Here is a 24,819-nt window from a genome sequence, read left to right as displayed (position 1 = left end):
CCGGCTTTACGCCAATTTTCCATGACAGGCTTTGTACTTCTTGCCGCTGCCGCAAGGGCATGGGTCGTTGCGACCCACTTTGACGCCCATGCTCACGCTCATGTCGTCAACATTGTCCATGTTACCGCCGGCCACAGGCGCCAGCAGTTCTTCCGGCGCCGCGTTCGGATCGAACTCGGCGTGCTGGTAGTGCACGTTTTCCAAGTGCGACTGCTGCAGCGCCTGTTCGGCCGCATCGACTTCTTCGCGCGACTGGATACGCACCGTCATCACGTGTTTCGTGACGTCGTTCTTGATCATGTCGAGCATCTGGCCAAACAGTTCAAACGCTTCGCGCTTGTATTCCTGTTTCGGGTTCTTCTGCGCATAACCGCGCAGGTGTATGCCCTGGCGCAGGTGATCGAGCGCCGCCAGGTGTTCGCGCCAGTGGCTGTCCACGCTCTGCAGCATGACATTGCGTTCGAAGCCGCCAAACGATTCCTTGCCGACGATATCGATCTTCGACTGGTACACGGCATCGGCCGCGACCAGCACTTTTTCCAGGATCTCGTCGTCCGTCAGGGTCGAATCGGCTTCCAGCATCGCCTGCAACGGCAAGTCGAGCTGCCATTCACTGGACAAGGTGTTGCCCAAGCCCTTGATATCCCATTGCTCTTCCACCGATTCGTGCGGCACGTACTCGTGCACCAGGTCGGTGAACACGCCATGGCGCAGCGAGCCGATCATGTCCGAAATGTCTGTCGTTTCCAGCAGCTCGTTACGCTGCTGGTAAATCACCTTGCGCTGGTCGTTGGCGACGTCATCGTATTCCAGCAATTGCTTGCGGATGTCGAAGTTGCGCGCTTCAACCTTGCGCTGGGCCGATTCGATCGAACGCGAGACGATGCCCGCCTCGATCGGTTCGCCTTCCGGCATTTTCAGGCGGTCCATCACGGCGCGCACGCGGTCGCCGGCGAAGATGCGCAACAGCGCGTCGTCGAGCGACAGGTAGAAGCGCGACGAACCCGGATCGCCCTGGCGGCCGGCACGGCCACGCAGCTGATTGTCGACGCGGCGCGATTCGTGACGTTCGGTACCGATGATGTGCAAGCCGCCCGCATTGACCACATGGTCATGCAGCGATTGCCATTCATCACGCAAGGTCTGCGACTGGGCGGCCTTGTCGGCATCGCTCAGCTCAGCATTGGCTTCGATGAACTTGATCTGGTTCTCGACGTTGCCGCCCAGCACGATGTCCGTACCGCGACCTGCCATGTTGGTGGCGATGGTGATGGCTTTCGGACGGCCTGCCTGGGCAATGATTTCCGCTTCGCGGGCATGCTGTTTCGCGTTCAGCACGTTATGCGGCAAATCGGCCTTGGTCAGGATGCCCGACAACAGTTCCGAGTTCTCGATCGAGGTCGTACCCACCAGCACGGGCTGGCCACGCTCGTAGCAGTCGCGGATGTCGTTCAACATCGCGTTGTATTTTTCGGCCGACGATTTGTAGACCTGATCCTGGCGGTCCTTGCGCTGCAATGGACGGTTTTGCGGGATCACGACCGTTTCCAGGCCGTAGATTTCCTGGAACTCGTAGGCTTCGGTATCGGCCGTACCGGTCATGCCGGCCAGCTTGGCGTACATACGGAAGTAGTTCTGGAAGGTGATCGAGGCCAGGGTCTGGTTCTCGTTCTGGATTTTGACGCCTTCTTTCGCTTCGACGGCCTGGTGCAAGCCATCGGACCAGCGGCGGCCCGTCATCAGACGGCCCGTGAATTCATCGACGATGACGACTTCACTGTTCTGCACCACGTAGTGCTGATCCTTGAAGTACAGCGCATGCGCGCGCAGGGCCGCATACAGGTGATGCACGAGGGTGATGTTGGCCGAATCGTACAGCGATGCGCCTTCCGGCAGCAAGCCCATTTCCATCAGGATGCGCTCGGCCTTTTCGTGGCCCGCTTCCGTCAACAGCACCTGGTGCGCCTTTTCATCCTTGGTGTAGTCACCCGGCACGTCAACCTTGCCCTTGCCATCAGGCGTTTCTTCGCCGATCTGCAAAGTCAGCAGCGCAGGCACTTCATTGATCTTGTAATACAGGTCCGTGTGGTTCTCGGCCTGGCCCGAAATGATCAAAGGCGTACGCGCTTCATCGATCAGGATCGAGTCGACTTCATCGACGATGCCGAAGTTCAGGCTGCGCTGCACGCGCTCGCGCGCTTCGTAGACCATGTTATCGCGCAAGAAGTCGAAACCGAATTCATTATTCGTGCCATACGTGATGTCGGAGTTGTACGCCTGCTGCTTGGCGCTGTGCTCCATCTGCGACATGTTCACGCCCGTCGACAGGCCCAGCCAGGCATACAGGCGGCCCATGGTCTCGGCATCGCGCTGCGCCAGGTAATCATTGACTGTGACGATATGCACGCCCTTGCCCGACAAGGCATTCAGGTAGGCTGGCAAGGTTGCCATCAGGGTCTTGCCCTCGCCCGTGCCCATCTCCGCGATCTTGCCAAAATGCAAAACCATGCCGCCGATCATCTGTACATCGAAGTGGCGCATGCGCAGGACGCGCTTGCTGGCCTCTCGGCAGACGGCAAAGGCTTCCGGCAACAAGGCATCGAGCGATTCGCCAGCGGCGATGCGTTCCTTGAAGGCAGGCGTCTTCGCTTGCAGCTCGGCATCCGACAGCTTTTCGATGGCCGGCTCGAGCGCATTGATCTCGCGTACCGTTTTTTGGTATTGCTTGAGCAGCCGCTGGTTGCGGCTACCGAAAATCTGGGTCAGTAATGACATGCTTGAATTCTTGAAAAAACGCCGTTAAAAAAAGCTCGGTAGGTGACAACGAGGTAACAATCGCGTGACCGCACGGAGTTCGACTATGGCAAAAGACGATGATTTTATCATGCGTCCCGCCAAGGTTGGGCTAATGCACCATATAACAATAGCTTAATGACAAACACATGGCAGAAATTGCGGACATTTCCCATACTGAAAGGCAATACGAGCGGCCAGCTTGCGCCGTACCCGCCGCCGCACTCGTCATGCGCGGGCGAGTGTGCTATGTTTCGGCCATGCGAACTCCCACTTACTCTCCGGCACCGCGCCGCGGCTACGGCTTTGCCCGTTCTGGCCCGGCCGTCACGGGCGCAACCGATTTTCTGCGCGGCAACGCCACGATGGCATCCCTGATGCCCACCGTCACACGCCTGGCCGCCCTGCAAAAAGACTGCGCCAAAGCCTTGCCGGCGATGTTCGAGCATTGCGACATCCTGCAATTCGAGAGCGGCCAACTGGTGCTGGCCACGCCGAACGCGGCGCTGGCGGCCAAGCTCAAGCAGCAATTACCGAAATTGCAAGGGGAACTGGAAAGAAAAGGCTGGCAGATCTCCGGCATCAAGCTGAAAGTACAAGTGATCAAGAGCATCGCGCCCATCGTGCATACACGGGCGCTGGTCTTGCCGGAAAAAGCCATGTCGGCCCTGGAAGAGCTGAGCACGGCCCTGCCTGCGTCGAAGCAGAACGAACAGCTGATCGCGGCGCTGCGCAACATGGTGCGCCACCACCGCGAACCGAAAGATTAAACCGAAGGATTAATTCAGGTCAACGACCACTCACGCACCATTTGACGCAGGTAAGACTGCGGCGCCGCCTCGTTGGTATCGAACGAGACGATTTCATACGCATCCGGCTGCTCCAGCAGCGCCAGCAGCAGCTGATTGTTCAGTGCATGGCCCGACTTGTGCGCCGTGTAATACGCGAGCAAGGGGTGGCCCACCAGGTACAGGTCGCCGATGGCGTCAAGAATCTTGTGGCGCACGAACTCGTCTTCATAACGCAATCCATCGGCGTTGAGGATGCGGTATTCATCCATGACGATGGCGTTTTCCAGCGAACCGCCACGCGCCAGGCCCATGCCGCGCAAGCTTTCCACATCCTGCATGAAGCCAAAGGTGCGCGCGCGCGCCACGTCGTGCACGTACGACACGTCGCCGAAATCGACAGAGGCGCGCTGCATCGTGCCATCGACGGCAGGATGGTTGAATTCGATAAAAAAGTCCAGCTTGAAGCCGTCATACGGCGACAATCGCGCCCATTTCTCCGCGTTGCCCTTGCCGTGACGCACTTCCACCGGCTTGATGACCTTGATGAATTTCTTGGCCGCTGCCTGCTCTTCGACACCGGCTTGCTGCAGCAGGTAGACGAAGGACGAGGCGGAACCGTCCATGATGGGAATCTCTTCCGCATTCACGTCGATCAGCATATTGTCGATGCCCATGCCGGCCGCGGCCGACATCAGATGTTCCACGGTAGACACCCTGGCGCCATCCTTGATCAGCACGGACGCCATGCGCGTATCACCGACGGCCATGGCACTGGCGGGAAACTCGACGATGGGATCGAGGTCGATGCGGCGAAACACGATGCCCGTGTCGATCGCGGCAGGACGCAAGGTCAGTTCCACCTTGGTACCAGAGTGCAAACCGACGCCGATGGTACGGACCTGTTGTTTGATAGTGCGTTGTTTTAACATTTCACGATTATATCCAGTTGCGGCCCGGCATGCCTGCCGCCGAAAAAAGCACCATTCGGCATCATGGATGCTCGCTCTCGGCGTGCACAGCCTCCTTGCGCACGAGGTAAATCCCGCTGCCGATGATGATGGCCGCGCCGATCAGGGTGTATTCGTCGGGCAGGGCACGCCACAGCAGCCAGTCCAGGGCCATGCCCCAGGCCAGGGCCGAGTATTCGAACGGCGCCACGCTGGACGCCTTGCCAAAGCGAAAGGCCTCCGTGATGGCCAGCTGCCCCAGGAAACCGCTGACAGACAGGCCCGCCAGCAGCCACCAGTCTTCAGGCCGGATGCTTACCCACTCATGCGCCGACAGGGCCACGCCGCCGATGGCCATCATCAGCATCAACCAGAAGACCATGCTTTCGCTGGCATCCGTGCGGCTCAGGATGCGGCCCGTGACGGCTGAAATGGCGTAGCAGGCGGCAGAACCCAGCACGGCCAGGCCGGCCAGCGAAAAGAATCCCGAGCCATCCGGACGCAGCGCCACCAGCACCCCCAGGAGACCCACGGCGATCGCGCACCAGCGCGCCAGGTCGACTTTTTCCTTCAGGATAAACACCGACAGGACCGTGATCAGCAAGGGCGCGACGAAGAACAGCGCATACGTCTCGGCCAGCGACATGCGCTTCAAGCCGTAGGCGAACAGGGTGATCATCAGCACGCCCAGCGCGCCGCGCAGCAAGTGCAGCGGCCAGCGCACCTTCAGCACGTTCTTGAAGGCGCTCCGGTACAGCAGGTACAGGCAGACGAGCGGCAGGGACGACAGGGCGCGCAAGGCCGTCACCTGCATGGCGGGATAATGGGCTGACAGCAGCTTCATGGCCGTGTCCATCAGGGAAAACATGGCGACGGCGACCAGCATCACATAGATGCTGCGCAGGTTTTGGTTGCGGGGTATCAGGACAGACTCCGGGCAAAAGAACGGGACCGTCATCATGGCGACGGCCGGAGCCAGGACCGGTTGGCAAGGCCACACCGTCAGCCCGATTATAGCAAGCGCGACCGCTTACCTTATGACACCGGCAACAGCATCACCAGTTTCAATTCATGCTGGCGCGCCAGGTGCAAGGTCACCTGATTGAACTCCAGCAGCCCCTGCTGCGCATGCTGGAACTGGCGCAATCCCCCATCGCGGCCCAGCACCTGCTGCGTGCCCCACCACTGGCGAAATTCAACGCTGGCGTCGGCCAGTTCGGCGATCAGGCCAGCCAGCGGCGCCTGGTCCGCCTGCCGGCCGATGTCGGCACGGAACTCCGCCACCAGGCGCTGCGCCCGCTCGGGCCAGCCGACGACCAGGTCACGCGCTCCAGGTTCCAGGAACATGAAGCGCAGCTGGTTCGGCGCGGCCGCTTCGCCATGCAGCCAGCCGGCAAACAGCATGGATGCCGCCCTATTCCACGCCACGGCATTCCATTCCCGGTCGAGGATGTACGCGGGCGCGTCGATGGCGCCGACGATGGCAGCCAGTTCGGTGGCGGCAAGCCCCCCGCCCTCGCCCGTACTATGGCTGGGGTCATGCTTGTCGGCCACTTCGAACAGATAGCCGCGCTCGGCCGCACTCAGCTGCAGCACCTGCGCCAGGCGGGCCAGCATTTTGGCCGAGGCCGACACGGGCCGCCCCTGCTCCAGCCACGTCAGCCACGTAGGACTGACATCGCACAGTTGCGCCAGCTCTTCGCGCCGCAGACCGGGCGTGCGCCGGCGCCCGCCACCGGGTAAGCCGGCCATGGCGGGAGTGACGGCTTCGCGCCGCGCACGGATGAATTCAGCGAGTTTGCTCGACATGGCAGGGATGCATGGTAATAGATATACCAGTATAAGTTATGGTCTTGTTACAGGATAATTTTATCCCTATTCTGCAGGAACTCACCCATCAACAGGAGAAAACCATGCAGCAGCACGATGTTGTCACCGAACAGTTTGGCAAAACGGCCAACGCCTACCTGAGCAGCGCGGTACACGCGCAAGGCGCAGACCTGGTGCTGATGCAGGAATGCGTGCGCCGCCATGGCAAGCCGGCCGTACTGGACTTGGGCTGCGGCGCCGGCCACGCCAGCTTTGCCGTCGCCCCCGTGGCGCAATCGGTCGTCGCCTACGACCTGGCGCAGCCCATGCTCGATGTGGTCGAGCATGCGAAGGCGCAGCGAGGCTTGCACAACATCAGCACGCAGCAGGGCGACGTGGCCCGTTTGCCCTTTGCCGACGCCAGCTTCGACATGGTCGTCACGCGCTTTTCCGCGCACCACTGGAACGACGTGGCGGCAGCGCTGGCCGAAGCCTGGCGCGTGCTGCGCCCGAACGGCACCTTATTAGTGGTCGACATCGTCGCGCCCAAGACGGCCCTGTACGACAGCACCTTGCAGGCGGTGGAAATGCTGCGCGACGCTTCCCATGTGCGCGACTACCGTACCTGCGAGTGGGGCGCCAAATTCGACAACGCAGGCTTTACGCACAGCTTGCGCTGCGTGTGGAAACTGACCATGCAGTTTGACGAGTGGGTGGCGCGCATGCGCACGCCCACCGAAAGAGTCTCGGCCATCCGCAATCTGTTCGATGGCGCGCCCGAGGAAGCGCGGCGATACTTCGCGCTGCAGGACGATTATTCGTTCAGCATCGATGCGGCCATGTTCGAAGCGACCAAGCCGCAGGTGCAATAAAAAAACGGCGCCGATGGCGCCGTTTTCATGCAAACAAGAAGCGCTTAAGCCAACTGGCCCAGCAGCGTCTCGGCATTCGACACTTCAAACTTGCCACCCTGCTCGACGTTCAATTGCGTCACGACGCCATTGTCGACCAGCATCGAGTAGCGCTGCGAGCGCGTGCCCATGCCGTGCTTGGAAAAATCGGCGTCCAGGCCCAGGGCCTTGCTGTAGGCGGCATTACCGTCAGCCATCATGCGCACGACGCCGGTGGCTTTCTGGTCGCGGCCCCAGGCGCCCATCACGAACGCGTCGTTGACGGAGATGCACCAGATTTCATCGACGCCTTTGGCTTTCAGTTCGGCAGCGTGCTGCACATAGCCTGGTACGTGCTGTGCGGAGCAGGTCGGGGTGTAGGCGCCTGGCAGGCCGAAGATGGCGATCTTCTTGCCCTTGACCAGGTCTTGCACGTTGAACGTGTTCGGGCCCAGTGCGCAACCTTCGGTTTCGCTTTCGATGAATTCAGCCAGGGTGCCTTCTGGCAGGGTGTCGCCGATCTTGATGGTCATGTTGACTCCTTGTATACTGTCGGTTGAGGATGCTGCCGGCATGATGCCGACACTGCGCAATAGTATGCCTGACTTGCCGTATTTGTGCAGAAAGTGGCCGTAAAGGCAAAGGCAAAAGTCAAAAATCGACAAAAAAAACGGCGGCCCTCAGGCCGCCGTCGTGCTTGCTTGCATCAAACCACCTTAATCGGCTTGTTTGCGCAGGAAAGCTGGAATGTCATACGTTTCCATGCCATTCTTTTCCATCGCGCGCACCTGCTCGGAAGCCGATTCGCGGCGCCATACTGCCGGCGCCTTCATGCCGTCGAAACCGGCTGCCGGCGTCGCCACGCCCACGGTGGTGGTCGCTGCCTGCGCGCTACCCATGGCAGCCGACGGGGTCAACGGGCCGTTATGGGTGCCGGTGCGCAGCACTTGTTGCGGTACCAGCTGGATGTTTTTCTTCGCGCGGCCCAGGCCCGTGGCCACCACGGTGACGCGGATGTCGTCGCCCATGGCGTCGTCGTAGGCGATACCTTGCGCGATCGACGCGTCCGGCGCGGCAAACGCGCGCACGGCAGCCATGACTTCCTTGATCTCTTTCCCTTTCAGGCCACGGCTGGCCGTGACGTTGACCAGCACGCCACGCGCACCGGACAGGTCGATGCCATCGAGAAGCGGCGAAGCGACAGCTTGTTCGGCGGCGATGCGCGCGCGGTCGACGCCGGAAGCGGTTGCCGTGCCCATCATGGCCTTGCCCTGCTCGCCCATGATGGTTTTCACGTCGTTGAAGTCGACGTTGATATGACCCGGCACGTTGATGATCTCGGCAATACCGGCCACCGCGTTGTTGAGCACATCATCGGCGTGCTGCATCCATTCCAGCATGCTTTCGTCTTCGTAGATTTCTTCCAGTTTTTCATTCAGGATGATGATCAGCGAATCGACGTGCAGAGACAGCTGCTCCAGGCCTTCGTCGGCGATGTCCATACACTTCTGGCCTTCGTACGAGAAGGGCTTCGATACCACGGCGACCGTCAGCGCGCCCATTTCCTTGGCCACTTCGGCCACGATAGGCGCAGCGCCCGTGCCCGTGCCACCGCCCATGCCGGCAGCGATAAAGACCATGTGCGCGCCGCGCAGCGCATCGGCGATGCGCGCGCGCGATTCTTCGGCCAGCTGGCGGCCGACGGCAGGCTTCATGCCTGCGCCCAGACCGGTATCGCCGATCTGGATAATGTTGTGGGCCTTCGATGTCGACAGGGCCTGTGCGTCGGTGTTGGCGGCAATGAACTCCACACCCGACATGCCTTTGTTGATCATGTGCTGGACTGCATTGCCACCCGCACCGCCGACGCCGACGACCTTGATGACGGTACCTAAAGCTGTGTTATCGACCATATCGAACTCCATGATGTGCTCCTATCAGATGCGGTTTCCAAGCGCCAGGCCTCATATTGGTAGGAGAACTGGAGATTGAAAACTGCGGTTAAATATAAAATAAAGTTATGTTTGTATACCTGCGATGCTGCCAAAAAACCTGACCTGCCGGGCCTGAAATACGCCCTTAAAAATTCCCTAAAAACCATTCCTTCATGCGCTGCCAGACTGCCTTCACCGAGCCGTCCTGACGCGTCACGATGTGGCCGCGCAGGTATTGTTTCTTCGCTTCCAGCAGCAGGCCCAATACCGTGGCATAGCGCGGACTGCGCACCACGTCGGCCAGCTGGCCCCGATACTCGGGCGTGCCCAGGCGCGCCGGTTTCAGGAAAATATCCTCTGCCATTTCCACCATGCCAGGCATGATGGAGGTGCCGCCCGTGAGCACGATACCCGACGACAGCACGCCTTCATAACCGGATTCGCGCACCACCTGATGCACCATTGCGAACAGTTCCTCGACGCGCGGCTCGATCACTGCCGCCAGCGCCTGGCGCGACAGGTTGCGCGGGCCGCGGTCGCCCAGGCCTGGCACTTCCAGCGATTCGCCGGGATCGGCCAGGACCTGCTTGGCCACGCCATAGCGGATCTTGATTTCTTCCGCTTCCGCGGTCGGGGTACGCAAGGCCATGGCGATGTCGTTGGTGATCTGGTCGCCGGCGATGGGAATGACTGCCGTATGGCGGATCGCGCCATCGGAGAATACCGCCACATCGGTCGTGCCGCCGCCGATGTCGATCAGCACCACGCCCAGTTCCTTTTCATCGGGCGTGAGCACCGCATCGGCAGACGCCATCGGCTGCAGGATCAGGTCCGATACTTCCAGGCCGCAGCGGCGCACGCACTTGACGATGTTCTGCACTGCCGACACGGCGCCGGTGACGATATGCACCTTCACCTCCAGGCGGATGCCGCTCATGCCGATAGGCTCGCGCACATCTTCCTGGCTGTCGACGATGAACTCTTGCGGCACCGTGTGCAGCAATTGCTGATCGGTCGGAATGTTAACCGCTTTTGCCGTCTCGATGACGCGCGCCACGTCGGTGGCCGTCACTTCCTTGTCCTTGATGGCCACCATGCCGCTGGAATTGAAGCTGCGGATATGGCTGCCTGCAATGCCCGCATAGACATTACGGATCTTGCAGTCGGCCATCAGCTCGGCTTCTTCCAGCGCGCGCTGGATGGACTCCACCGTGGCCTCGATATTGACCACCACGCCTTTTTTCAGGCCCTTCGATTCGTGCTGGCCCAGCCCGATCACTTCGTGGCGCCCGTCGGACATCACTTCGGCTACCACCGCCACCACTTTCGAGGTGCCGATGTCGAGGCCGACGATCAGGTTTTTCGCGTCTTTTGTCATTTCTGTCGCCTAATTTTTTGGGCTATTGCTAAATTGATTATTAAGTTAAGTCGGTTTTTTAATCGGACTGCCATTTTTCTTCTTGATCGGCGCTGCCGGCTTGCCGTCTTTGCCTTCGGCCGGTATCACCAGGCCGGCGGAACTGAGCGCCAGGCCATTCTGGTAGCGCATATCGATCGTGTCGATATTCTCCAGCCGGCTCGCCAGCTGCGGGTAGATGCCCACCAGCCGGTCGACCCGCGCCTTCAGGGTCGTATGATTCTGCTCGCGCCCTAGCGCCACGCTCATGCCATTATCCAGTTTCACGGTCCATGCATAGCGGCTCGACAGCGACAGGGTTTCCGGCACCATCTTCAGCGGTGAAAACCACTTTGCCAGCTGCACATAGGTGGCCAATACTTCCTTCTCGCTGCCATCGGGGCCGGCGAAGGCAGGCAATTCGTGGTCATCTTCGGCTTCGGCCACATTGGCCGTAAACACGTCGCCCTTGACCGACAGCAGGCGTCCATCCTCGCCCCAGGTTCCCAGCGCTTCGTGCTCTTCCAGCGCCACGATCAGCTGGTTCGGCCACTCCCGTCGCACGCTGGCGCGCCGCACCCAAGGCACCGATTCGAACACGCTGCGTACGCTTTCCAGGTTGGTCGTGAAAAAATTGCCCTTGATGCGGCCCAGAGTGCCGCTGCGCAGGGTCAGGTAATTCACGTGGCGCAGGCCCTTGTCGTCCGCGCTTTCCACCTTGATGGTGCGCAGGTCGAACATGGGACGCTGCGACACCCACCAGACGCCGGCTGCCACGCACACGACCAGAACCGCGGCCAGCAAGCCGTTGGCAGTCGTATTGAGGCTTTTAGCGTCATGCCACATATCAGCGCTGTCCCTTGTGCATTTTCAGGCTTGCGCCGGCGACGATTTCCAGGCACAGGTCTTCATAGCTGGTGCCTTCCGCGCGCGCCGCCATCGGCACCAGCGAATGCCCCGTCATGCCGGGCGAGGTATTCACCTCCAGCAAAAACAGCTTGCTGTCGGCCGCGCGCATCAGCACATCGACCCGTCCCCAGCCTTCGCAGCCGAGGGCGCGGTAGGCTGCCACGGCGATGCGCTCCATTTCCGCCACGATTGCCTGGTCCAGCTGCGGCGGGCAGAAATATTGCGTATCGTCCGTGAAGTACTTGTTCTGGTAATCGTAATTGCCTTGTGGCGCGACGATTTCCACGGCAGGCAGCGCGCGCGCCGTGGCGCCCTTGCCCAGGATCGCGACGGTGAATTCGCGGCCCGTGATGAATTCCTCGGCCAGCACCGAGTCATCGAGACCGGCGGCGATGTCATAGGCGGCCTGGAAGGCGCCCGCCTCGCTGACCTTGGTGATGCCGATGGTCGAGCCTTCGTGTGGCGGCTTGACGATCAGCGGCAAGCCCAGTTCCGCTGCGACCTTGGCCAGGTCGGAACTGTCATTGAGCACCGCGTACTGCGGCGTCGGCAACTGGTGCATCAGCCAGATCATCTTGGTATAGACCTTGTCCATGCCCACCGCGCACGCCATCACGCCGCTGCCCGTGTAGGGAATGCCCAGCTGCTCCAGCGCGCCCTGCAGGCTGCCGTCTTCGCCAAAGCGCCCGTGCAGCGCGATGAAGACGCGGTCAAATTGTTCAGCGGCCAGTTCGGCCAGGCTGCGTTCGCCCGTATCGAAGCCATGCGCATCCACGCCATGGCTTTTCAGAGCGGCCAGCACGCCCGCGCCGGACATCAGCGACACTTCGCGCTCGGCCGAACGGCCGCCGAACAGGACGCCGACTTTGCCCAATTGTTTAACGTCGATAGCTGAAGCTTGGTTCACGTCAGGCCTTTACAGTGTGAGATTGATACGTTGTCAGTTGTTGCGGGATGCCGCTGATCGAGCCGGCTCCCATGGTCAGCACGACGTCGCCGTCGCGCGCAACGCTCATGATGGTGTCGGCCATGTCCGTCATGGACTCGACGAAAATCGGTTCAATCTTGCCGCGCGCGCGCAGCGCATGCGCCAGGGCGCGGCCATCGGCAGCGACGATAGGCGCTTCGCCAGCCGCATACACTTCGGACAGCAGCAGTACGTCGGGCGCACCGAGCACCTTGACGAAATCCTCGAACAGGTCGCGCGTGCGGCTGTAGCGGTGCGGCTGGAAAGCCAGCACCAGGCGGCGGCCAGGATAGGCAGCGCGCGCAGCGGCCAGGGTCACTTCCGTTTCCACCGGATGGTGGCCGAAATCGTCGACCAGCGCAAAAGTACCGCCGCTCGGCAGCGCCACGTCGCCATAGCGCGTGAAGCGCCGGCCCACGCCGGAGAACTCGGCCAGGCCCTGCTGCGTCGCACTGTCGGCGATGCCAATTTCGCGCGCGATGGCGATCGCCGAGCAAGCATTCTGCACATTGTGCATGCCAGGCTGGTTCAACACCACGTCGAGATCAGGATAGCCTTCCTGCAGCACCGTGAAATGCATTTCCAGGCCCACGGCGCGCGCATTGATGGCGCGCACTTCGGCGTCTTCCGCGAAGCCATAAGTGGTGACCGGCTTGGTGACGAACGGGATGATGGCGCGTACGTGCTGATCGTCGATGCACAGCATGGCGCGGCCATAGAAAGGCAGGCGGTGCGTGAACTGCACGAACGCCTGCTTGAGCTTTTCGAAATCGTGCTCGTAAGTGTCCATGTGATCGGCGTCGATATTCGTGATCACTTCGATCATCGGCGTCAGGTTCAGGAACGAGGCGTCCGACTCATCGGCTTCGGCCACCAGGTAGTCGCCCGAACCGAGCTTGGCGTTCGCGCCGGCGCTGGTCAGGCGTCCACCGATCACAAAAGTAGGATCGAGACCGCCCTGCGCCAGCACCGAAGCGACCAGGCTGGTGGTCGTCGTCTTGCCGTGCGTGCCGGCGATGGCGATGCCGCGTTTCAAACGCATCAATTCACCGAGCATCACGGCGCGCGGCACCAGCGGGATCTTGCGCGCGCGCGCGGCCGCCACTTCCGGATTGTCTTGCGGGACGGCGCCCGACGTCACGACGGCATCGGCGTCGCCGATGTTCTCGGCCGCGTGGCCGAGCATGACGGTCGCGCCCAGGCTCGTCAGGCGCTGCGTTGCCGCGTTGCTGCCCAGGTCCGAGCCCGACACCTTGTAGCCGAGGTTGACCAGCACTTCGGCGATGCCGCTCATGCCGCTGCCGCCAATGCCGACAAAGTGGATATTGTTTACTTTATGCTTCACAGAGCTAACCTCATGCCAGTTTTTCCAATACGTGTGCGATCGCCTCATTGGCGTCGCGCCTGCCTGCTGTCAGTGCCGCTTGCGCCATCTGCTGGCAGCTGTCGCGCGTCAAGGACGCCAGCATCGCGCTCAGCGACGCCGCACTCATTTCCGTCTGCGGCAAATGAATCGCCGCGCCCTGCTTCGCCATCCATTGCGCATTGTCGCGCTGGTGGCTGGTGGTCGACGCCACCAGCGGCACGAGCACGCTGGCCACGCCGGCCGCCGTCAATTCCGACAGGGTGATGGCGCCAGCACGGCAAATCACCAGATCGGCCTCGGTATACGCCTTGGCCATGTCGTCGATGAAATCGACCACATTGGCTTGCACGCCCGCCTGCGCATACGCGCCATGCAGGGCGTCGATATTCTTCTTGCCCGACTGGTGCGTCACCAGCGGACGCTCGCCCTCCGGCATCAAGGCCAGCGCAGCGGGCAGATTGTCGTTCAGCGCTTTCGCGCCCAGGCTGCCGCCCACCACCAGGATGCGCAGCGGCCCGCTGCGGCCCGCAAAGCGGGACGCCGGCGGCGCCATGGCGAGGATCTCCGCGCGCACGGGATTGCCCGTGACGACGGCCTTGCCCGCAGCGCTGCCAAAATCGGCGGGAAAACCGAAGCAAACCTTTTGTGCCAGCGGCAGCAGCGTCTTGTTCGACAGCAGCAGCGCCGCGTCGGCATTGACCAGCACCAGCGGCACGCCCTTCAGGCGCGCCATCAGTCCGCCCGGCACGGTAACGTAGCCGCCCATGCCCATCACCACGTCCGGCTTGCGACTGGCGATGAAACGGCGGATGGCAAAAAAGCTCGCCAGCATCTTGAAGCCGCCCTGGATGGTGTGCGCCAGACCCTTGCCGCGCATGCCGGAGAATGCAATGGCATCCATGGGAATGCCGCTTTTCGGCACCAGCTCCTGTTCCATGCCATGGGTCGTGCCCAGCCAGCTCACTTCCCAGCCGCGCGCGCGCATCGTCTGCGCAATCGCCAGGCCCGGGAAAATATGGCCGCCGGTACCGGCCGCCATGATCATCAGCCTTTTCGTCGTTTTCAAGTTCGTCACATTGTTCATAGCCGGCCTCCGCGCATCAGGATCCGGTTTTCATAATCGATGCGCAGCAAGATCGCCAGGCCGATACAGTTAATCAGTACGCCCGTGCCGCCATAACTCATCAGGGGCAAGGTCAGCCCTTTGGTCGGCAGCAGGCCCAGGTTCACGCCCATGTTGATGAAGGTCTGCACGCCGATCCAGATGGCGATACCTTTCGCCGTCAGACCCGCGAAGGTCTGGTCGATGGCGATCGCCTGGCGGCCGATATCGAAGGCGCGCTTGATAATCCAGTAGAACATGCCGATCACGATCAGGACGCCCACCAGGCCCAGTTCCTCGCCGATCACGGCCAACAAAAAGTCCGTATGCGCTTCAGGCAGGTAGTGCAGCTTTTCCACGCTGCCACCCAGGCCCACGCCAAACAGTTCGCCGCGCCCGAAGGCGATCAGCGAGTGCGTCAGCTGGTAGGCCTTGTTGAGCGCATTGTCTTCCTGCCACGGATCGAGATACGCAAAAAACCGCTCGCGGCGGAATTTCGACAAGGCGATGATGGTGACGAAAATCGCCGTCAGCATGGCGCCAATGCCGCCGAACCAGATGGCGTTGACGCCGCCCAGGAACAGGATGCCCATGGCGATGCAAACGATCACGCCGAAAGCGCCCAGGTCTGGCTCCATCAGCAGCAGCAGGCCGACAAAGCTGACGGCCAGCGCCATCGGCATGAAGCCCTTGGTCAGCTTGTGCATGTATTCCTGCTTGCGCACCGTGTAATCGGCGGCGTACAGCACCATCACCACCTTCATCAGCTCGGACGGCTGCGGCCGCAGGCCCGGCAGGTTCAGCCAGCGGCGGCCGCCGTTGACCGACACGCCCAGACCCGGTATCAGCACCATCACCAGCAGCACCAGGGTGCCGATGAACAGCCACGGTGCGATCTTTTGCCAGGTGGCGACGGGGATGCGGAACACCAGCGCGCCGACGATGATGGACACGCCGATGAACAGCCCCTGGCGCACGACGAAATAATTGTTCGTGTAGGCGGCAAACTTGCGCGCGTCCGACAGCGAGATCGAAGCCGAATACACCATCACCATGCCCAGCAACATGAGCAGCAGGACGACCCACACCAGTGGCTTGTCATAGTCCATCATCTTCGACTGCCGCGCACGGCTATCCAGCGGCTTGACAGCCGAGCCGGAACCAAAGCGGAAGGGCAGTTGGAAGGCCATCAGATATCCTGTCCGTTTTCCAGGGCGATGTCGCGCACGGCGTCGACAAACACCTGCGCGCGGTGCGCATAGTTCTTGAACATGTCCAGGCTGGCGCATGCGGGCGACAGCAGCACGGCATCGCCGGCCAGGGCCAGGCTGCTGGCGCGCTTGACGGCTTCCGGCAAGGTGGCGCAGTCGATGATATCCACGCCGGCAGGCTCCAGGGCCGTGCGCAAGGCCGGCGCGTCACGGCCGATCAACACCACGGCACGCACATAGCGCGACACGGGTTCAGCCAGCGGCGAGAAATCCTGTCCCTTGCCGTCGCCGCCGGCGATCAGCACCAAACGCTGTTCCGCGCCGCCAAACGCCTTGCCCAGGCCGAACAACGCGGCCACTGTCGCGCCCACGTTGGTGCCTTTGCTGTCGTCGTAGTATTCGACTTCAGCCACGGCCGTGATCAGTTCCACCCTGTGCGGCTCGCCCTGGTATTCGCGCAAGCCGTGCAGCAGTGGCGCGAATGGCAGACCAATGGCGCGGCACAGGGCCAGCGCCGCCAGCGCATTCGAGGCATTGTGCTGGCCACGGATTTTCAGCGCATCGGCCGGCATCAGTTTCTTTGCCATCGTCGGCACCGGTTCCGGTGCCGGATCGTTCTTCCTGCGTTTTTTCTCGATGACTTCTTCACTGGGCACGGCTTGCGCCAGCCAGAAGATGCCCCGTTCATTGACCAGGCCAAAGCTGTCCACCTCAAGCGGCTCGCCCGTGCCAAAGGTGATGGTTTCCGCAAGCGGATCGGCCATGTGCATCACGGCAGCATCGTCGCGGTTCAGGACGCGCACGGTCTGGCCGCCGAAGATGCGTGCCTTGTCGCTCGCATAGGAGGCCATGTCGCCGTGCCAGTCCAGGTGATCCTGCGACAGATTCAAGACCGTGGCCGCATCGGCCTGCAGGCTGAACGTCGTGTGCAGCTGGAAGCTGGACAGCTCCAGTATCCATGCTTGCGGCAAGGTGCTGGCGACGGGTTCCGCTGCTTCAGCTTCTGTATCCACCGGCAGCGGCGCCGGTTCCGCATCGAGCACTTCGCGCAGCACGTCCAGCGCCGCCGGGCTGATATTGCCGGCCACGCGCGTGGCCAGACCTGCGCGTTCGCACAGCAGGCCTACCAGGCTGGTCACCGTCGTCTTGCCGTTGGTCCCCGTGATGGCAATCACTTTCGGCGCATAGCCGCGCTCCGCCTTCAACGCCGCCAGCGCCTGCGCGAACAGTTCGATCTCGCCCCACACGGGGATACTTTTTTCCAAGGCGGCCGGCGCGATTCCAGCCAGTTCGCGCTGCGGCGCCAGGCCGGGGCTGACGGCGACAAAATCGACGCCGTCGAGCAGGTCGGCCGTGAAGGCGCCTGCGATGAATTGCGCCTGCGGTACGGCGGCCTGCAAAGCAGCCAGGCGCTCTGGTGCCTCGCGCGTATCGGCCACGCGCACGGCCGCACCGCTGCGGGCCAGCCACAGGGCCATGGCCAGCCCCGACTCCCCGAGGCCCAGTACCAGTGCGGTTTTAGCGTCGTACATCATCAGCGCAGCTTCAAGGTGGTCAGACCGAGCAACACCAGCATCATGGTGATGATCCAGAAACGCACGACAACCTGCGTCTCTTTCCAGCCTTTTTGTTCAAAATGGTGATGCAGTGGCGCCATCAGGAAAACCCGGCGGCCGGCGCCATAGCGCTTCTTGGTGTACTTGAACCAGACGACCTGGATAATCACGGACAGCGTTTCGACGACGAAGATGCCGCCCATGATGAACAGGACGATTTCCTGGCGCACGATGACGGCGACCGTGCCCAGCGCGCCGCCCAGGGCCAGCGCGCCCACATCGCCCATGAACACTTTCGCGGGGTGCGTGTTATACCAAAGGAAGGCCAGGCCGGAACCGGCCAGCGCGCCGCAGAAGATCACCAGTTCGCCAGCGCCCGGGATATGCGGGATGAACAGGTAGCGCGCATACGTGGCGTTGCCCGTCAGGTAGGCGAACAGGCCCAGGGCCGTGCCCACCATCACGGTCGGCATGATGGCCAGGCCATCCAGGCCATCGGTGAAATTGACGGCATTACTGGTGCCGACGATGACGCAGTAGGTCAGCGCGATGAAGCCCCACACGCCCAGTGGATAGCTGATGGTCTTGAAGAACGGGACGATCAGATCGGCCTTGGGCGGCAAATCCATGGCGAAGCCGGACTGCACCCAGGCGTAGATCAGATTCCACACGTGGCCCGCGTCGGGTTCCGACACGGAGACGGAAAACGCCAGGTAAAAGGCGGCGATGATGCCGATCAGCGACTGCCAGAAGTATTTTTCGCGCGAGCGCATGCCTTCCGGGTCCTGGTGCACCACCTTGCGGTAGTCGTCAGCCCAGCCGACGGCGCCAAAGCCCAGCGTGACAATCAGCACTGGCCAGATGAAGCGGTTCGACAGGTCGGCCCACAGCAGGGTGGAAATGCCGATGGCGATCAGTATCAGCACACCGCCCATGGTCGGCGTGCCGTGTTTTTTCAGATGCGTCTGCGGACCGTCCGTGCGCACGGCCTGACCGACCTTCATGCGCGTGAGCATGCGGATCACGGCGGGACCGGCGCACAGGCCGATCAAAATCGCCGTCAGGGTGGCGAAGACGGCGCGGAAAGTGATGAAGTTAAAGACCCGCAATGGGCCAATGTCGTCCTGGAAATAATGAGCGAGCCAGAGCAGCATGATTAGTGAGCTTCCTTGTTATTGTTGTTTGAACCAATCAAATGCTGCACGGCCCGTTCCATCTTCATGAAACGGGAGCCCTTGATTAATACTGTTGCATCCGAACGGCCGGACAAATGCGCATCGAGCGCCGCCAGCAAGCCGTCGAACTGTTCGAAATACTCCACGACCGTGCCCGATTCCTGGCTGGCGGCAGCCTGCGCCGGACTCACCAGATGGCGCGCCAGGCCGCCCGTCGCTAGCACGTATTCGATGCCTTTGATGGCTGCGTAGGCGCCGATCTCTTCGTGGAACTGCTGCCCCTGCGTGCCGACTTCGCCCATCTCGCCCAGCACCAGGATGCGCGGCGCCGCGGCCTGCGCCAGCACATCGATAGCCGCGCGCGCCGAATCCGGATTGGCGTTATACGTGTCGTCGATGATGGTGGCGCCATTGGCGGCACGTTTTTTCTGCAGGCGGCCGTTCACGGGCGCGAACGCCTCCAGGCCCTGCTTGATATGTTCGATGGCGATGCCCGCACCAACGGCGCATGCCGCTGCGGCCAGCGCATTGCGCACATTATGGTCGCCCGCTGCCTGCAAGCCGACAAAGAACTGGCGCAAGCTGCCGTCCTGCGCGCGCACGCTGACGAACATGTCGCTGCCAAAATCCTCGGCCCCACGGTGCGTGCAGCTCACATCGGCGTCCTTCGACAGGCCGAAGGTGATGACGGCGCGCGCGCCGGCCAGCTCGCGCCACAGGGGAGTGAATTCATCGCCATGCGGGAAGACGGCAACGCCATCGTCGGACAGGGCCGCCAGCGCCGCGCCGTTCTCGCGCGCCACCGCTACCACCGTGTGCATGAATTCCTGGTGCTCGCGCTGCGCGTTGTTGACCATCACCAGGGTCGGCGCGGCGATCCCCGCCAGGCGTGCAATTTCTCCCGGATGGTTCATGCCCATCTCGATGACGGCAGCCTTGTGCCCGGCGTTCAGGCGGAACAGGGTCAGGGGCACGCCGATTTCGTTATTCAGGTTGCCGCGCGTGGCCAGCCGGCCTTCTTCGCCAAAAGCAGCCGCCAGGATGGATGCAATCATTTCCTTGACGGTGGTCTTGCCGTTGCTGCCAGTGACGCCGATGACGGGCAGGCTGAAACGGCAGCGCCAGTGATGGGCGATGCGGCCCAGTGCGAGCAGGGTATCGGCGACCACGATGGCTGGCACCTTGCCACTGTCCCAGCCTGCAGGCAAGCGCTCGACCAGCACGGCGGCGACGCCGCGCGCGGCCACCTGGTCGAGGAAGTCGTGCGCGTCGAAACTCTCGCCACGCAGGGCAACGAAGAGCGAACCGGCTTGGGCGCTGCGGCTGTCGGTGCAGACGCCATCAAAGACGGCGTCGCCTGTCAGCTGCGCGCCGTCCAGCGACGGCATCAGCTCTGCCAGGCCTGCATGCATGAGGTGATCCATCACCATCAGTTCGTCCTCATCATGGTCAGGCGCGCGGACAGGGCCAGCTGCGCATGGTCGGCATCGGAGAACGGCAGCTTCTTGCCCTTGATTTCCTGGTACGGCTCATGGCCCTTGCCCGCCAGCAGGATCACGTCCGGCTTGGCCGCGTGCTTGATGGCCGACAGGATGGCCGCGGCACGGTCTTCGATGGCCTGCGGCTGCGGGCCGTCTGCACGCATGCCGGCGACGATCTGCGCGATGATGGCGTGCGGGTCTTCGCTGCGCGGATTGTCGCTGGTGACCAGCACGTGATCGGCCAACTGCGCGATGGCGCCCATCTGCGGACGCTTGCCCGGATCGCGATCGCCGCCGCAGCCGAACACGCACCACAGCTGGCCACCCCGTTCCTGCGCCACCTGGCGCAAGGCTGCCAAGGTTTTGGCCAAGGCGTCCGGCGTATGCGCGTAATCGATGACGACCATCGGCGCTTCCTGCCCACCCACCTGCTGCATGCGGCCTGGGGCCGGCTGCAGGGATTCGATGCCGTCGATGGCGGCGCGCAGGCCGGTGCCATGCGCCAGCAAGGCGCCCAGCACGGCCAGCGCGTTGCTGATATTGAAGTGACCCACCAGTTGCGTCTTGATCAGCGCCACGCCCAGCGCGCATTCCAGGTGGAAGTCGGTACCTGCATTGCGGCTACGGAACTGGCTGGCGCGCAGCATCAGCACGCCAGGCAGGTCCGGCTGGCTGGCGGCATCCTGCAAGGTATAGCCAATGACCGGATACTCGCCCGTCAGCTTGCCATCCACGTGGCGCGCCAGGCGCAGACCCATGGGGTCATCGAGGTTGATGACAGCCGTTTTCAGGCCGGGCCAGTCGAACAGCTTGACTTTGGCCGCCTCGTAGGTGGCCATGTCGCAGTGGTAATCAAGATGGTCGCGCGTCAGGTTGGTAAACATGGCGACATCAAAATGCATGCCGGCCGCGCGCTCCTGGTCCAGGCCGATCGACGACACTTCGATGGCGACGGCCTTGGCGCCGGCGTCGCGCATGGCGGCCAGTTTACGCGCCAGCAGCACGGCGTCAGGCGTGGTGTAGCCGGTCACGTCGAATTCGATGGCGCCGCGCGGCTTGCACAGGCCCATGCCCAGAGTCCCGATGACGGACGAGGTTTCTCCGAGGCGTGCCAGGGCCTGCGCCAGCCATAGCGCGCACGAAGTCTTGCCATTCGTGCCCGTCACACCGGCGCTGAAAATGGCGCTGTCGGGCATGTTGTAAACAGCATGTGCCACGGGGCCAGCCAGGCGTTTCAGGTCGCCGACCAGCAGATGCGGCACATCCCATGCGGCGTTCCATTCAACGGCATCATGCACGATGGCGACGGCGCCCTGCTGAATGGCGGTATCGATGAATTGGGTGGCGCCCGCGTAGGCGAAAAACACGTCGCCGCGCTGCACGCGGCGCGAATCGGACGTCAGCTGCCCGGACGGGGCAGCCGCTTTGATCCACAAACTGATGTCTTGTATGGTCATGAGTGACTTCACATGGCCTCCGGGCCGGCATTGGCCGGGACCACGATTTCGGTAACGGAGGAATCGGGCGGTACGTTCATTGCGCGCAGCGCGTTGGTCGCAATCGCTGCGAAAGCGGGAGCGGCGACTTGGCCGCCATAGTGGGCAGCGCCGGTCGGTTCATCGATCATCACGGCAATGATGAAGCGCGGCGCCGACATCGGCACCATGCCCACGAAAGAGCCGATGTATTTGCGCGGCATTGCGTAGCGCCCGTTTTCCACCTTGTAGGCGGTACCCGTCTTGCCGCCCACGCGGTAGCCGGCGACCTGCGCGCGCTTGGCCGAGCCGTGCGCGCCGGAGACCACCAGCTCCAGCATGGCGCGCATTTCGGCGGCCGTCTTCGGCTTGATCACCTGCTGGCCCACGGGCAGTTCATTGACCTTCTGGAACGATAATGGAATCGTATCGCCGTCGCGCGCGAACATCATGTAAGAACGCGCCAGCTGGATCAGCGAGACGGAAATGCCGTTACCGTAGCTCATGGTGGCCTGTTCCACAGGGCGCCACGATTTATACGGCCGCACGCGGCCAGCCACGGCACCGGGGAAGCCCCATTTCGGCTGCTGGCCGAAGCCCACCTTGGTAAACATTTCCCACATTTCCTGCGCCGGCATGCCCAGCGCAATTTTCGAGGTGCCGATGTTCGACGACATCTCGATGATTTCGGAGACATTGATTACGCCGTGCGGCTTGGTATCGGTAATCGTGCGATCGGCGATGGTGTAGCGGCCAGGCCCCGTATCGATCAGGGTGGTCGGCTTGACGCGGCCCGTGTCGAGCGCCAGCGAGACCGTGATCGGTTTCAGGGTCGAACCAGGCTCAAAGGTATCGGTCATGACGCGATTACGCAGCTGTTGGCCCGTGAGCTTTCGGCGGTCGTTCGGGTCGTAGCTGGGGTAGTTGGCCAGGGCCAGCACTTCACCCGTGTGCACGTCGAGCACCACGGCGCCGCCAGCCTTGGCGTTGAATTTCTCCACCGCCTCCTTCAATTGCGTGAAGGCGATGTACTGGATCTTGCTGTCGACGGACAGGGTCAGGTCCTTGCCGTCATGCGGTTCGTGGATGAAGCCGATGTCTTCGACGATGTGGCCCAGGCGGTCCTTGATCACGCGGCGGCTGCCGGTGGTGCCGACGAGGGTTTTCTGCTGCGCCAGTTCCATGCTTTCCTGGCCCACGTCTTCCACGTTGGTAAAGCCCACCACGTGGGTCATCACTTCGCCCTGTGGATAAAAGCGCTTGTATTCCTTGCGCTCGTCGATGCCGTCGATGCCCAGCTTGGAGATTTTATCGGCCACGTCCATCTCGACCTGGCGCTTGAGGTAGACGAAGCTGCGGTCCGAATCGAGCTTCTTGCGCAATTCGTTGACGTTCATTTCCAGCAGGCCGGCCAGCGCATTGATTTTCTCGGGCGACGCCTGCAGCACGTCGTCGGGAATGGCCCAGATGGCTTTTACTGGCACGGACGACGCCAGCACCTGGCCATTGCGGTCGGTGATCTTGCCGCGCGTGGCCGGCAGTTCCAGCGTGCGCTCGTAGCGCGCCTTGCCCTGCTTTTGCAAAAACTGCGTCGATACGCCCTGCAGCCACAGGGCGCGCGCGCCCAGACCGGCGAAAGCGAAGAACAGCAGGAACAGCACGACGCGCGAACGCCAGACGGGCAGACGCACTGCCAGTACGGGGTTCTTCGAGAATGGCACGCCTTTCGATGCAGCCACCCGGCCGTTGCTGTTACCGCCCAACTTCATTATTCACCCTCCGTCAGGTATTGCGTACGCGCCGCCGTCAGCGGCGTCATGCTCAGGTCGCGCCGTGCTATCGCTTCGATGCGTTCATGCTTGCCCAGGGTCGACTGGTCTAGCTGCAGCTGCGCCCAGTCGATGTCGAGCTGGCGCGACAGCGCTTGCGCGCGTTCCAGGTCGATCAACAGATGGCGCGACTGATACTGCGCGTTCACCAGCGACAGGCCGCAGCACACCAGCAGGGCCGACAGCACGACACACAGCTTGCCAGTCATCGGGATCCGCCATTGGCAGGGGCTACCAGCGGCAGGCGCTGCGCCACGCGCATCACGGCCGAACGCGAGCGGGGATTCCCCTCGACCTCGGCATCGGACGGCTTCATCTTCAAAATCAGCTTCATTTCCGGCTGCGGCAAGTCCACCGCGCGGATCGGCAGGCGGCGGTCAGGCTGCTCCACGTTCGCCTTCGAGGCGAAGAAGCGCTTGACCATGCGGTCTTCCAGCGAATGAAAACTGATCACGGCCATGCGCGCGCCGGGCGCCAGGCAGGCATACGCCTGGTTCAGCCCGATCTCGAGATCCTCGAGCTCTTTGTTAATGAAAATGCGTATGGCCTGAAAGGTGCGGGTAGCGGGGTCCTTACCCTTCTCGCGGGTCTTGACGGCGCCTGCCACGATGCTGGCAAGCTGTCGTGTGCTTGAAATTGGCTGGACTGCCCGGCCAGCAACAATCGCCTTTGCAATCTGAAAAGCAAACCGTTCTTCCCCATAATCGCGTATCACTTTCTCTAAATTCTGCTCGGTCTCCACCGCCAGCCATTCGGCCGCAGAGATGCCGCGCGTGGTATCCATGCGCATGTCCAGCGGTCCGTCATTGCGGAAGCTGAAACCGCGCGCCGCATCGTCGACCTGCGGCGACGAGATGCCCAGGTCGAGCAGGATGCCGTCCACCTGCTGCACGCCACGTTCGGCCAGGCTGGCCGTCATGGTGGCAAAGCTGTCGTGGACGATCTGGAAACGCGGGTCGTCGATCTGTTCGGCCGTGGCGATGGCCTGCAAATCCTTGTCGAAGCCGATCAGGCGCGCGTCGGGCGCCAGGCGCGACAAAATTAATCGGCTATGGCCGCCGCGACCAAACGTGCCATCGACGTAAATGCCGTGCGCGCGGTCGCCCGACAGATCGAGCGCATCGACCGCTTCATCGAGCAGCACCGTGCGATGCTGAAATTCCGGCACCGTGAGTTGTGTCATTACGG

Annotated in this window: 21 protein-coding genes; 2 read left to right on the top strand and 19 right to left on the bottom strand. The window is 62.3% G+C overall.

The window, feature by feature from the left end; translation table 11 throughout:
* Nucleotides 1-6: 6 nt before the first annotated feature.
* Entirely contained in the window at nucleotides 7-2,775 is a 2,769-nt protein-coding gene (gene secA, locus CSZ94_RS03190; protein ID WP_102120168.1) for a preprotein translocase subunit SecA, read from the bottom strand.
* 278 nt (nucleotides 2,776-3,053) lie between these two features.
* Here secA and CSZ94_RS03185 point away from each other — a divergent pair, with 278 nt between their 5' ends.
* Nucleotides 3,054-3,563, top strand: a complete 510-nt coding sequence (locus tag CSZ94_RS03185; RefSeq protein ID WP_099665424.1) for a DciA family protein — start codon at nucleotides 3,054-3,056, stop codon at nucleotides 3,561-3,563.
* 14 nt (nucleotides 3,564-3,577) lie between these two features.
* On the opposite strand, the gene lpxC is transcribed toward CSZ94_RS03185, so the two are convergent.
* The 3 genes from lpxC to CSZ94_RS03170 all read right to left on the bottom strand — a co-directional run bounded on the left by lpxC (nucleotide 3,578) and on the right by CSZ94_RS03170 (nucleotide 6,340).
* Nucleotides 3,578-4,513, bottom strand: a complete 936-nt coding sequence (gene lpxC / locus CSZ94_RS03180) for a UDP-3-O-acyl-N-acetylglucosamine deacetylase (protein ID WP_102120167.1) — start codon at nucleotides 4,511-4,513, stop codon at nucleotides 3,578-3,580.
* A 61-nt stretch (nucleotides 4,514-4,574) separates the two neighbouring features.
* Nucleotides 4,575-5,417 (bottom strand): DMT family transporter, encoded by an 843-nt coding sequence (locus CSZ94_RS03175; protein WP_102120205.1) that lies wholly within the window; start codon nucleotides 5,415-5,417, stop codon nucleotides 4,575-4,577.
* Nucleotides 5,418-5,566: 149 nt separating this feature from the next.
* Complete coding sequence (locus tag CSZ94_RS03170; protein WP_102120166.1) at nucleotides 5,567-6,340, bottom strand: helix-turn-helix domain-containing protein; 774 nt, start codon at nucleotides 6,338-6,340, stop codon at nucleotides 5,567-5,569.
* Between the two features lie 104 nt (nucleotides 6,341-6,444).
* On the opposite strand from CSZ94_RS03170, the gene CSZ94_RS03165 reads away from it, so the two are divergent.
* On the top strand, nucleotides 6,445-7,212 hold the full coding sequence (locus CSZ94_RS03165; RefSeq protein ID WP_102120165.1) for a class I SAM-dependent methyltransferase: 768 nt from the start codon (nucleotides 6,445-6,447) through the stop codon (nucleotides 7,210-7,212).
* Nucleotides 7,213-7,256: 44 nt separating this feature from the next.
* Here CSZ94_RS03165 and CSZ94_RS03160 read toward each other — a convergent pair whose 3' ends face one another.
* The 15 genes from CSZ94_RS03160 to rsmH form a co-directional block, all read right to left on the bottom strand.
* On the bottom strand, nucleotides 7,257-7,763 hold the full coding sequence (locus tag CSZ94_RS03160; protein WP_102120164.1) for a peroxiredoxin: 507 nt from the start codon (nucleotides 7,761-7,763) through the stop codon (nucleotides 7,257-7,259).
* A 183-nt stretch (nucleotides 7,764-7,946) separates the two neighbouring features.
* Nucleotides 7,947-9,155 (bottom strand): cell division protein FtsZ, encoded by a 1,209-nt coding sequence (ftsZ, locus tag CSZ94_RS03155; RefSeq protein ID WP_102120163.1) that lies wholly within the window; start codon nucleotides 9,153-9,155, stop codon nucleotides 7,947-7,949.
* Between the two features lie 154 nt (nucleotides 9,156-9,309).
* Nucleotides 9,310-10,542, bottom strand: coding sequence for a cell division protein FtsA (gene ftsA / locus CSZ94_RS03150; protein ID WP_010394955.1), 1,233 nt, complete (start codon nucleotides 10,540-10,542; stop codon nucleotides 9,310-9,312).
* A gap of 45 nt (nucleotides 10,543-10,587) precedes the next feature.
* Nucleotides 10,588-11,406, bottom strand: coding sequence for a cell division protein FtsQ/DivIB (locus CSZ94_RS03145; RefSeq protein ID WP_102120162.1), 819 nt, complete (start codon nucleotides 11,404-11,406; stop codon nucleotides 10,588-10,590).
* A gap of 1 nt (nucleotide 11,407) precedes the next feature.
* Complete coding sequence (locus CSZ94_RS03140; RefSeq protein ID WP_180977342.1) at nucleotides 11,408-12,376, bottom strand: D-alanine--D-alanine ligase; 969 nt, start codon at nucleotides 12,374-12,376, stop codon at nucleotides 11,408-11,410.
* 1 nt (nucleotide 12,377) lies between these two features.
* Complete coding sequence (gene murC / locus CSZ94_RS03135; RefSeq protein ID WP_102120160.1) at nucleotides 12,378-13,781, bottom strand: UDP-N-acetylmuramate--L-alanine ligase; 1,404 nt, start codon at nucleotides 13,779-13,781, stop codon at nucleotides 12,378-12,380.
* Nucleotides 13,782-13,791: 10 nt separating this feature from the next.
* On the bottom strand, nucleotides 13,792-14,886 hold the full coding sequence (murG, locus tag CSZ94_RS03130) for an undecaprenyldiphospho-muramoylpentapeptide beta-N-acetylglucosaminyltransferase (RefSeq protein WP_102120159.1): 1,095 nt from the start codon (nucleotides 14,884-14,886) through the stop codon (nucleotides 13,792-13,794).
* Nucleotides 14,883-16,094: a putative lipid II flippase FtsW gene (ftsW, locus tag CSZ94_RS03125; protein WP_102120158.1), complete on the bottom strand. Its 1,212-nt coding sequence runs from the start codon at nucleotides 16,092-16,094 to the stop codon at nucleotides 14,883-14,885. Before ftsW ends, murG begins: the two co-directional genes overlap by 4 nt.
* Nucleotides 16,094-17,650, bottom strand: a complete 1,557-nt coding sequence (gene murD, locus CSZ94_RS03120) for a UDP-N-acetylmuramoyl-L-alanine--D-glutamate ligase (protein WP_102120157.1) — start codon at nucleotides 17,648-17,650, stop codon at nucleotides 16,094-16,096. The genes ftsW and murD overlap by 1 nt, the downstream gene beginning before the upstream one ends.
* Complete coding sequence (mraY, locus tag CSZ94_RS03115; RefSeq protein ID WP_102120156.1) at nucleotides 17,650-18,825, bottom strand: phospho-N-acetylmuramoyl-pentapeptide-transferase; 1,176 nt, start codon at nucleotides 18,823-18,825, stop codon at nucleotides 17,650-17,652. The genes murD and mraY overlap by 1 nt, the downstream gene beginning before the upstream one ends.
* Nucleotides 18,826-18,827: 2 nt before the next feature.
* Nucleotides 18,828-20,258: a UDP-N-acetylmuramoyl-tripeptide--D-alanyl-D-alanine ligase gene (locus CSZ94_RS03110; RefSeq protein ID WP_102120204.1), complete on the bottom strand. Its 1,431-nt coding sequence runs from the start codon at nucleotides 20,256-20,258 to the stop codon at nucleotides 18,828-18,830.
* A 17-nt stretch (nucleotides 20,259-20,275) separates the two neighbouring features.
* Nucleotides 20,276-21,784: a UDP-N-acetylmuramoyl-L-alanyl-D-glutamate--2,6-diaminopimelate ligase gene (locus CSZ94_RS03105; protein WP_102120155.1), complete on the bottom strand. Its 1,509-nt coding sequence runs from the start codon at nucleotides 21,782-21,784 to the stop codon at nucleotides 20,276-20,278.
* Between the two features lie 8 nt (nucleotides 21,785-21,792).
* The gene (locus tag CSZ94_RS03100; RefSeq protein WP_102120154.1) at nucleotides 21,793-23,571 is read right to left on the bottom strand and encodes a peptidoglycan D,D-transpeptidase FtsI family protein; all 1,779 of its coding nucleotides are present in this window, start codon (nucleotides 23,569-23,571) and stop codon (nucleotides 21,793-21,795) included.
* Nucleotides 23,571-23,840, bottom strand: a complete 270-nt coding sequence (gene ftsL / locus CSZ94_RS03095; RefSeq protein ID WP_010394930.1) for a cell division protein FtsL — start codon at nucleotides 23,838-23,840, stop codon at nucleotides 23,571-23,573. The genes CSZ94_RS03100 and ftsL overlap by 1 nt, the downstream gene beginning before the upstream one ends.
* A complete protein-coding gene (rsmH, locus tag CSZ94_RS03090) occupies nucleotides 23,837-24,814 on the bottom strand; it encodes a 16S rRNA (cytosine(1402)-N(4))-methyltransferase RsmH (protein ID WP_102120153.1) in 978 nt (325 codons plus the stop codon). The genes ftsL and rsmH overlap by 4 nt, the downstream gene beginning before the upstream one ends.
* Nucleotides 24,815-24,819: the final 5 nt, after the last annotated feature.

Source organism: Janthinobacterium sp. ROICE36, from assembly GCF_002869965.1.
In the GTDB taxonomy this organism is placed as follows: domain Bacteria; phylum Pseudomonadota; class Gammaproteobacteria; order Burkholderiales; family Burkholderiaceae_D; genus Janthinobacterium.
Note: the sequence above shows the minus strand (reverse complement) of the source record. Positions and strands in the feature narration are given on the sequence as shown.

Bases quoted from the DNA above. Each gene is read 5' to 3' on its own strand.
- secA (WP_102120168.1), bottom strand. From the start codon at position 2,775: ATGTCATTACTGACCCAGATTTTCGGTAGCCGCAACCAGCGGCTGCTC.
- CSZ94_RS03185 (WP_099665424.1), top strand. From the start codon at position 3,054: ATGCGAACTCCCACTTACTCTCCGGCACCGCGCCGCGGCTACGGCTTT.
- lpxC (WP_102120167.1), bottom strand. From the start codon at position 4,513: ATGTTAAAACAACGCACTATCAAACAACAGGTCCGTACCATCGGCGTC.
- CSZ94_RS03175 (WP_102120205.1), bottom strand. From the start codon at position 5,417: ATGCTGGTCGCCGTCGCCATGTTTTCCCTGATGGACACGGCCATGAAG.
- CSZ94_RS03170 (WP_102120166.1), bottom strand. From the start codon at position 6,340: ATGTCGAGCAAACTCGCTGAATTCATCCGTGCGCGGCGCGAAGCCGTC.
- CSZ94_RS03165 (WP_102120165.1), top strand. From the start codon at position 6,445: ATGCAGCAGCACGATGTTGTCACCGAACAGTTTGGCAAAACGGCCAAC.
- CSZ94_RS03160 (WP_102120164.1), bottom strand. From the start codon at position 7,763: ATGACCATCAAGATCGGCGACACCCTGCCAGAAGGCACCCTGGCTGAA.
- ftsZ (WP_102120163.1), bottom strand. From the start codon at position 9,155: ATGGAGTTCGATATGGTCGATAACACAGCTTTAGGTACCGTCATCAAG.
- ftsA (WP_010394955.1), bottom strand. From the start codon at position 10,542: ATGACAAAAGACGCGAAAAACCTGATCGTCGGCCTCGACATCGGCACC.
- CSZ94_RS03145 (WP_102120162.1), bottom strand. From the start codon at position 11,406: ATGTGGCATGACGCTAAAAGCCTCAATACGACTGCCAACGGCTTGCTG.
- murG (WP_102120159.1), bottom strand. From the start codon at position 14,886: ATGAACAATGTGACGAACTTGAAAACGACGAAAAGGCTGATGATCATG.
- ftsW (WP_102120158.1), bottom strand. From the start codon at position 16,094: ATGGCCTTCCAACTGCCCTTCCGCTTTGGTTCCGGCTCGGCTGTCAAG.
- murD (WP_102120157.1), bottom strand. From the start codon at position 17,650: ATGATGTACGACGCTAAAACCGCACTGGTACTGGGCCTCGGGGAGTCG.
- mraY (WP_102120156.1), bottom strand. From the start codon at position 18,825: ATGCTGCTCTGGCTCGCTCATTATTTCCAGGACGACATTGGCCCATTG.
- CSZ94_RS03110 (WP_102120204.1), bottom strand. From the start codon at position 20,258: ATGCATGCAGGCCTGGCAGAGCTGATGCCGTCGCTGGACGGCGCGCAG.
- CSZ94_RS03105 (WP_102120155.1), bottom strand. From the start codon at position 21,784: ATGACCATACAAGACATCAGTTTGTGGATCAAAGCGGCTGCCCCGTCC.
- CSZ94_RS03100 (WP_102120154.1), bottom strand. From the start codon at position 23,571: ATGAAGTTGGGCGGTAACAGCAACGGCCGGGTGGCTGCATCGAAAGGC.
- ftsL (WP_010394930.1), bottom strand. From the start codon at position 23,840: ATGACTGGCAAGCTGTGTGTCGTGCTGTCGGCCCTGCTGGTGTGCTGC.
- rsmH (WP_102120153.1), bottom strand. From the start codon at position 24,814: ATGACACAACTCACGGTGCCGGAATTTCAGCATCGCACGGTGCTGCTC.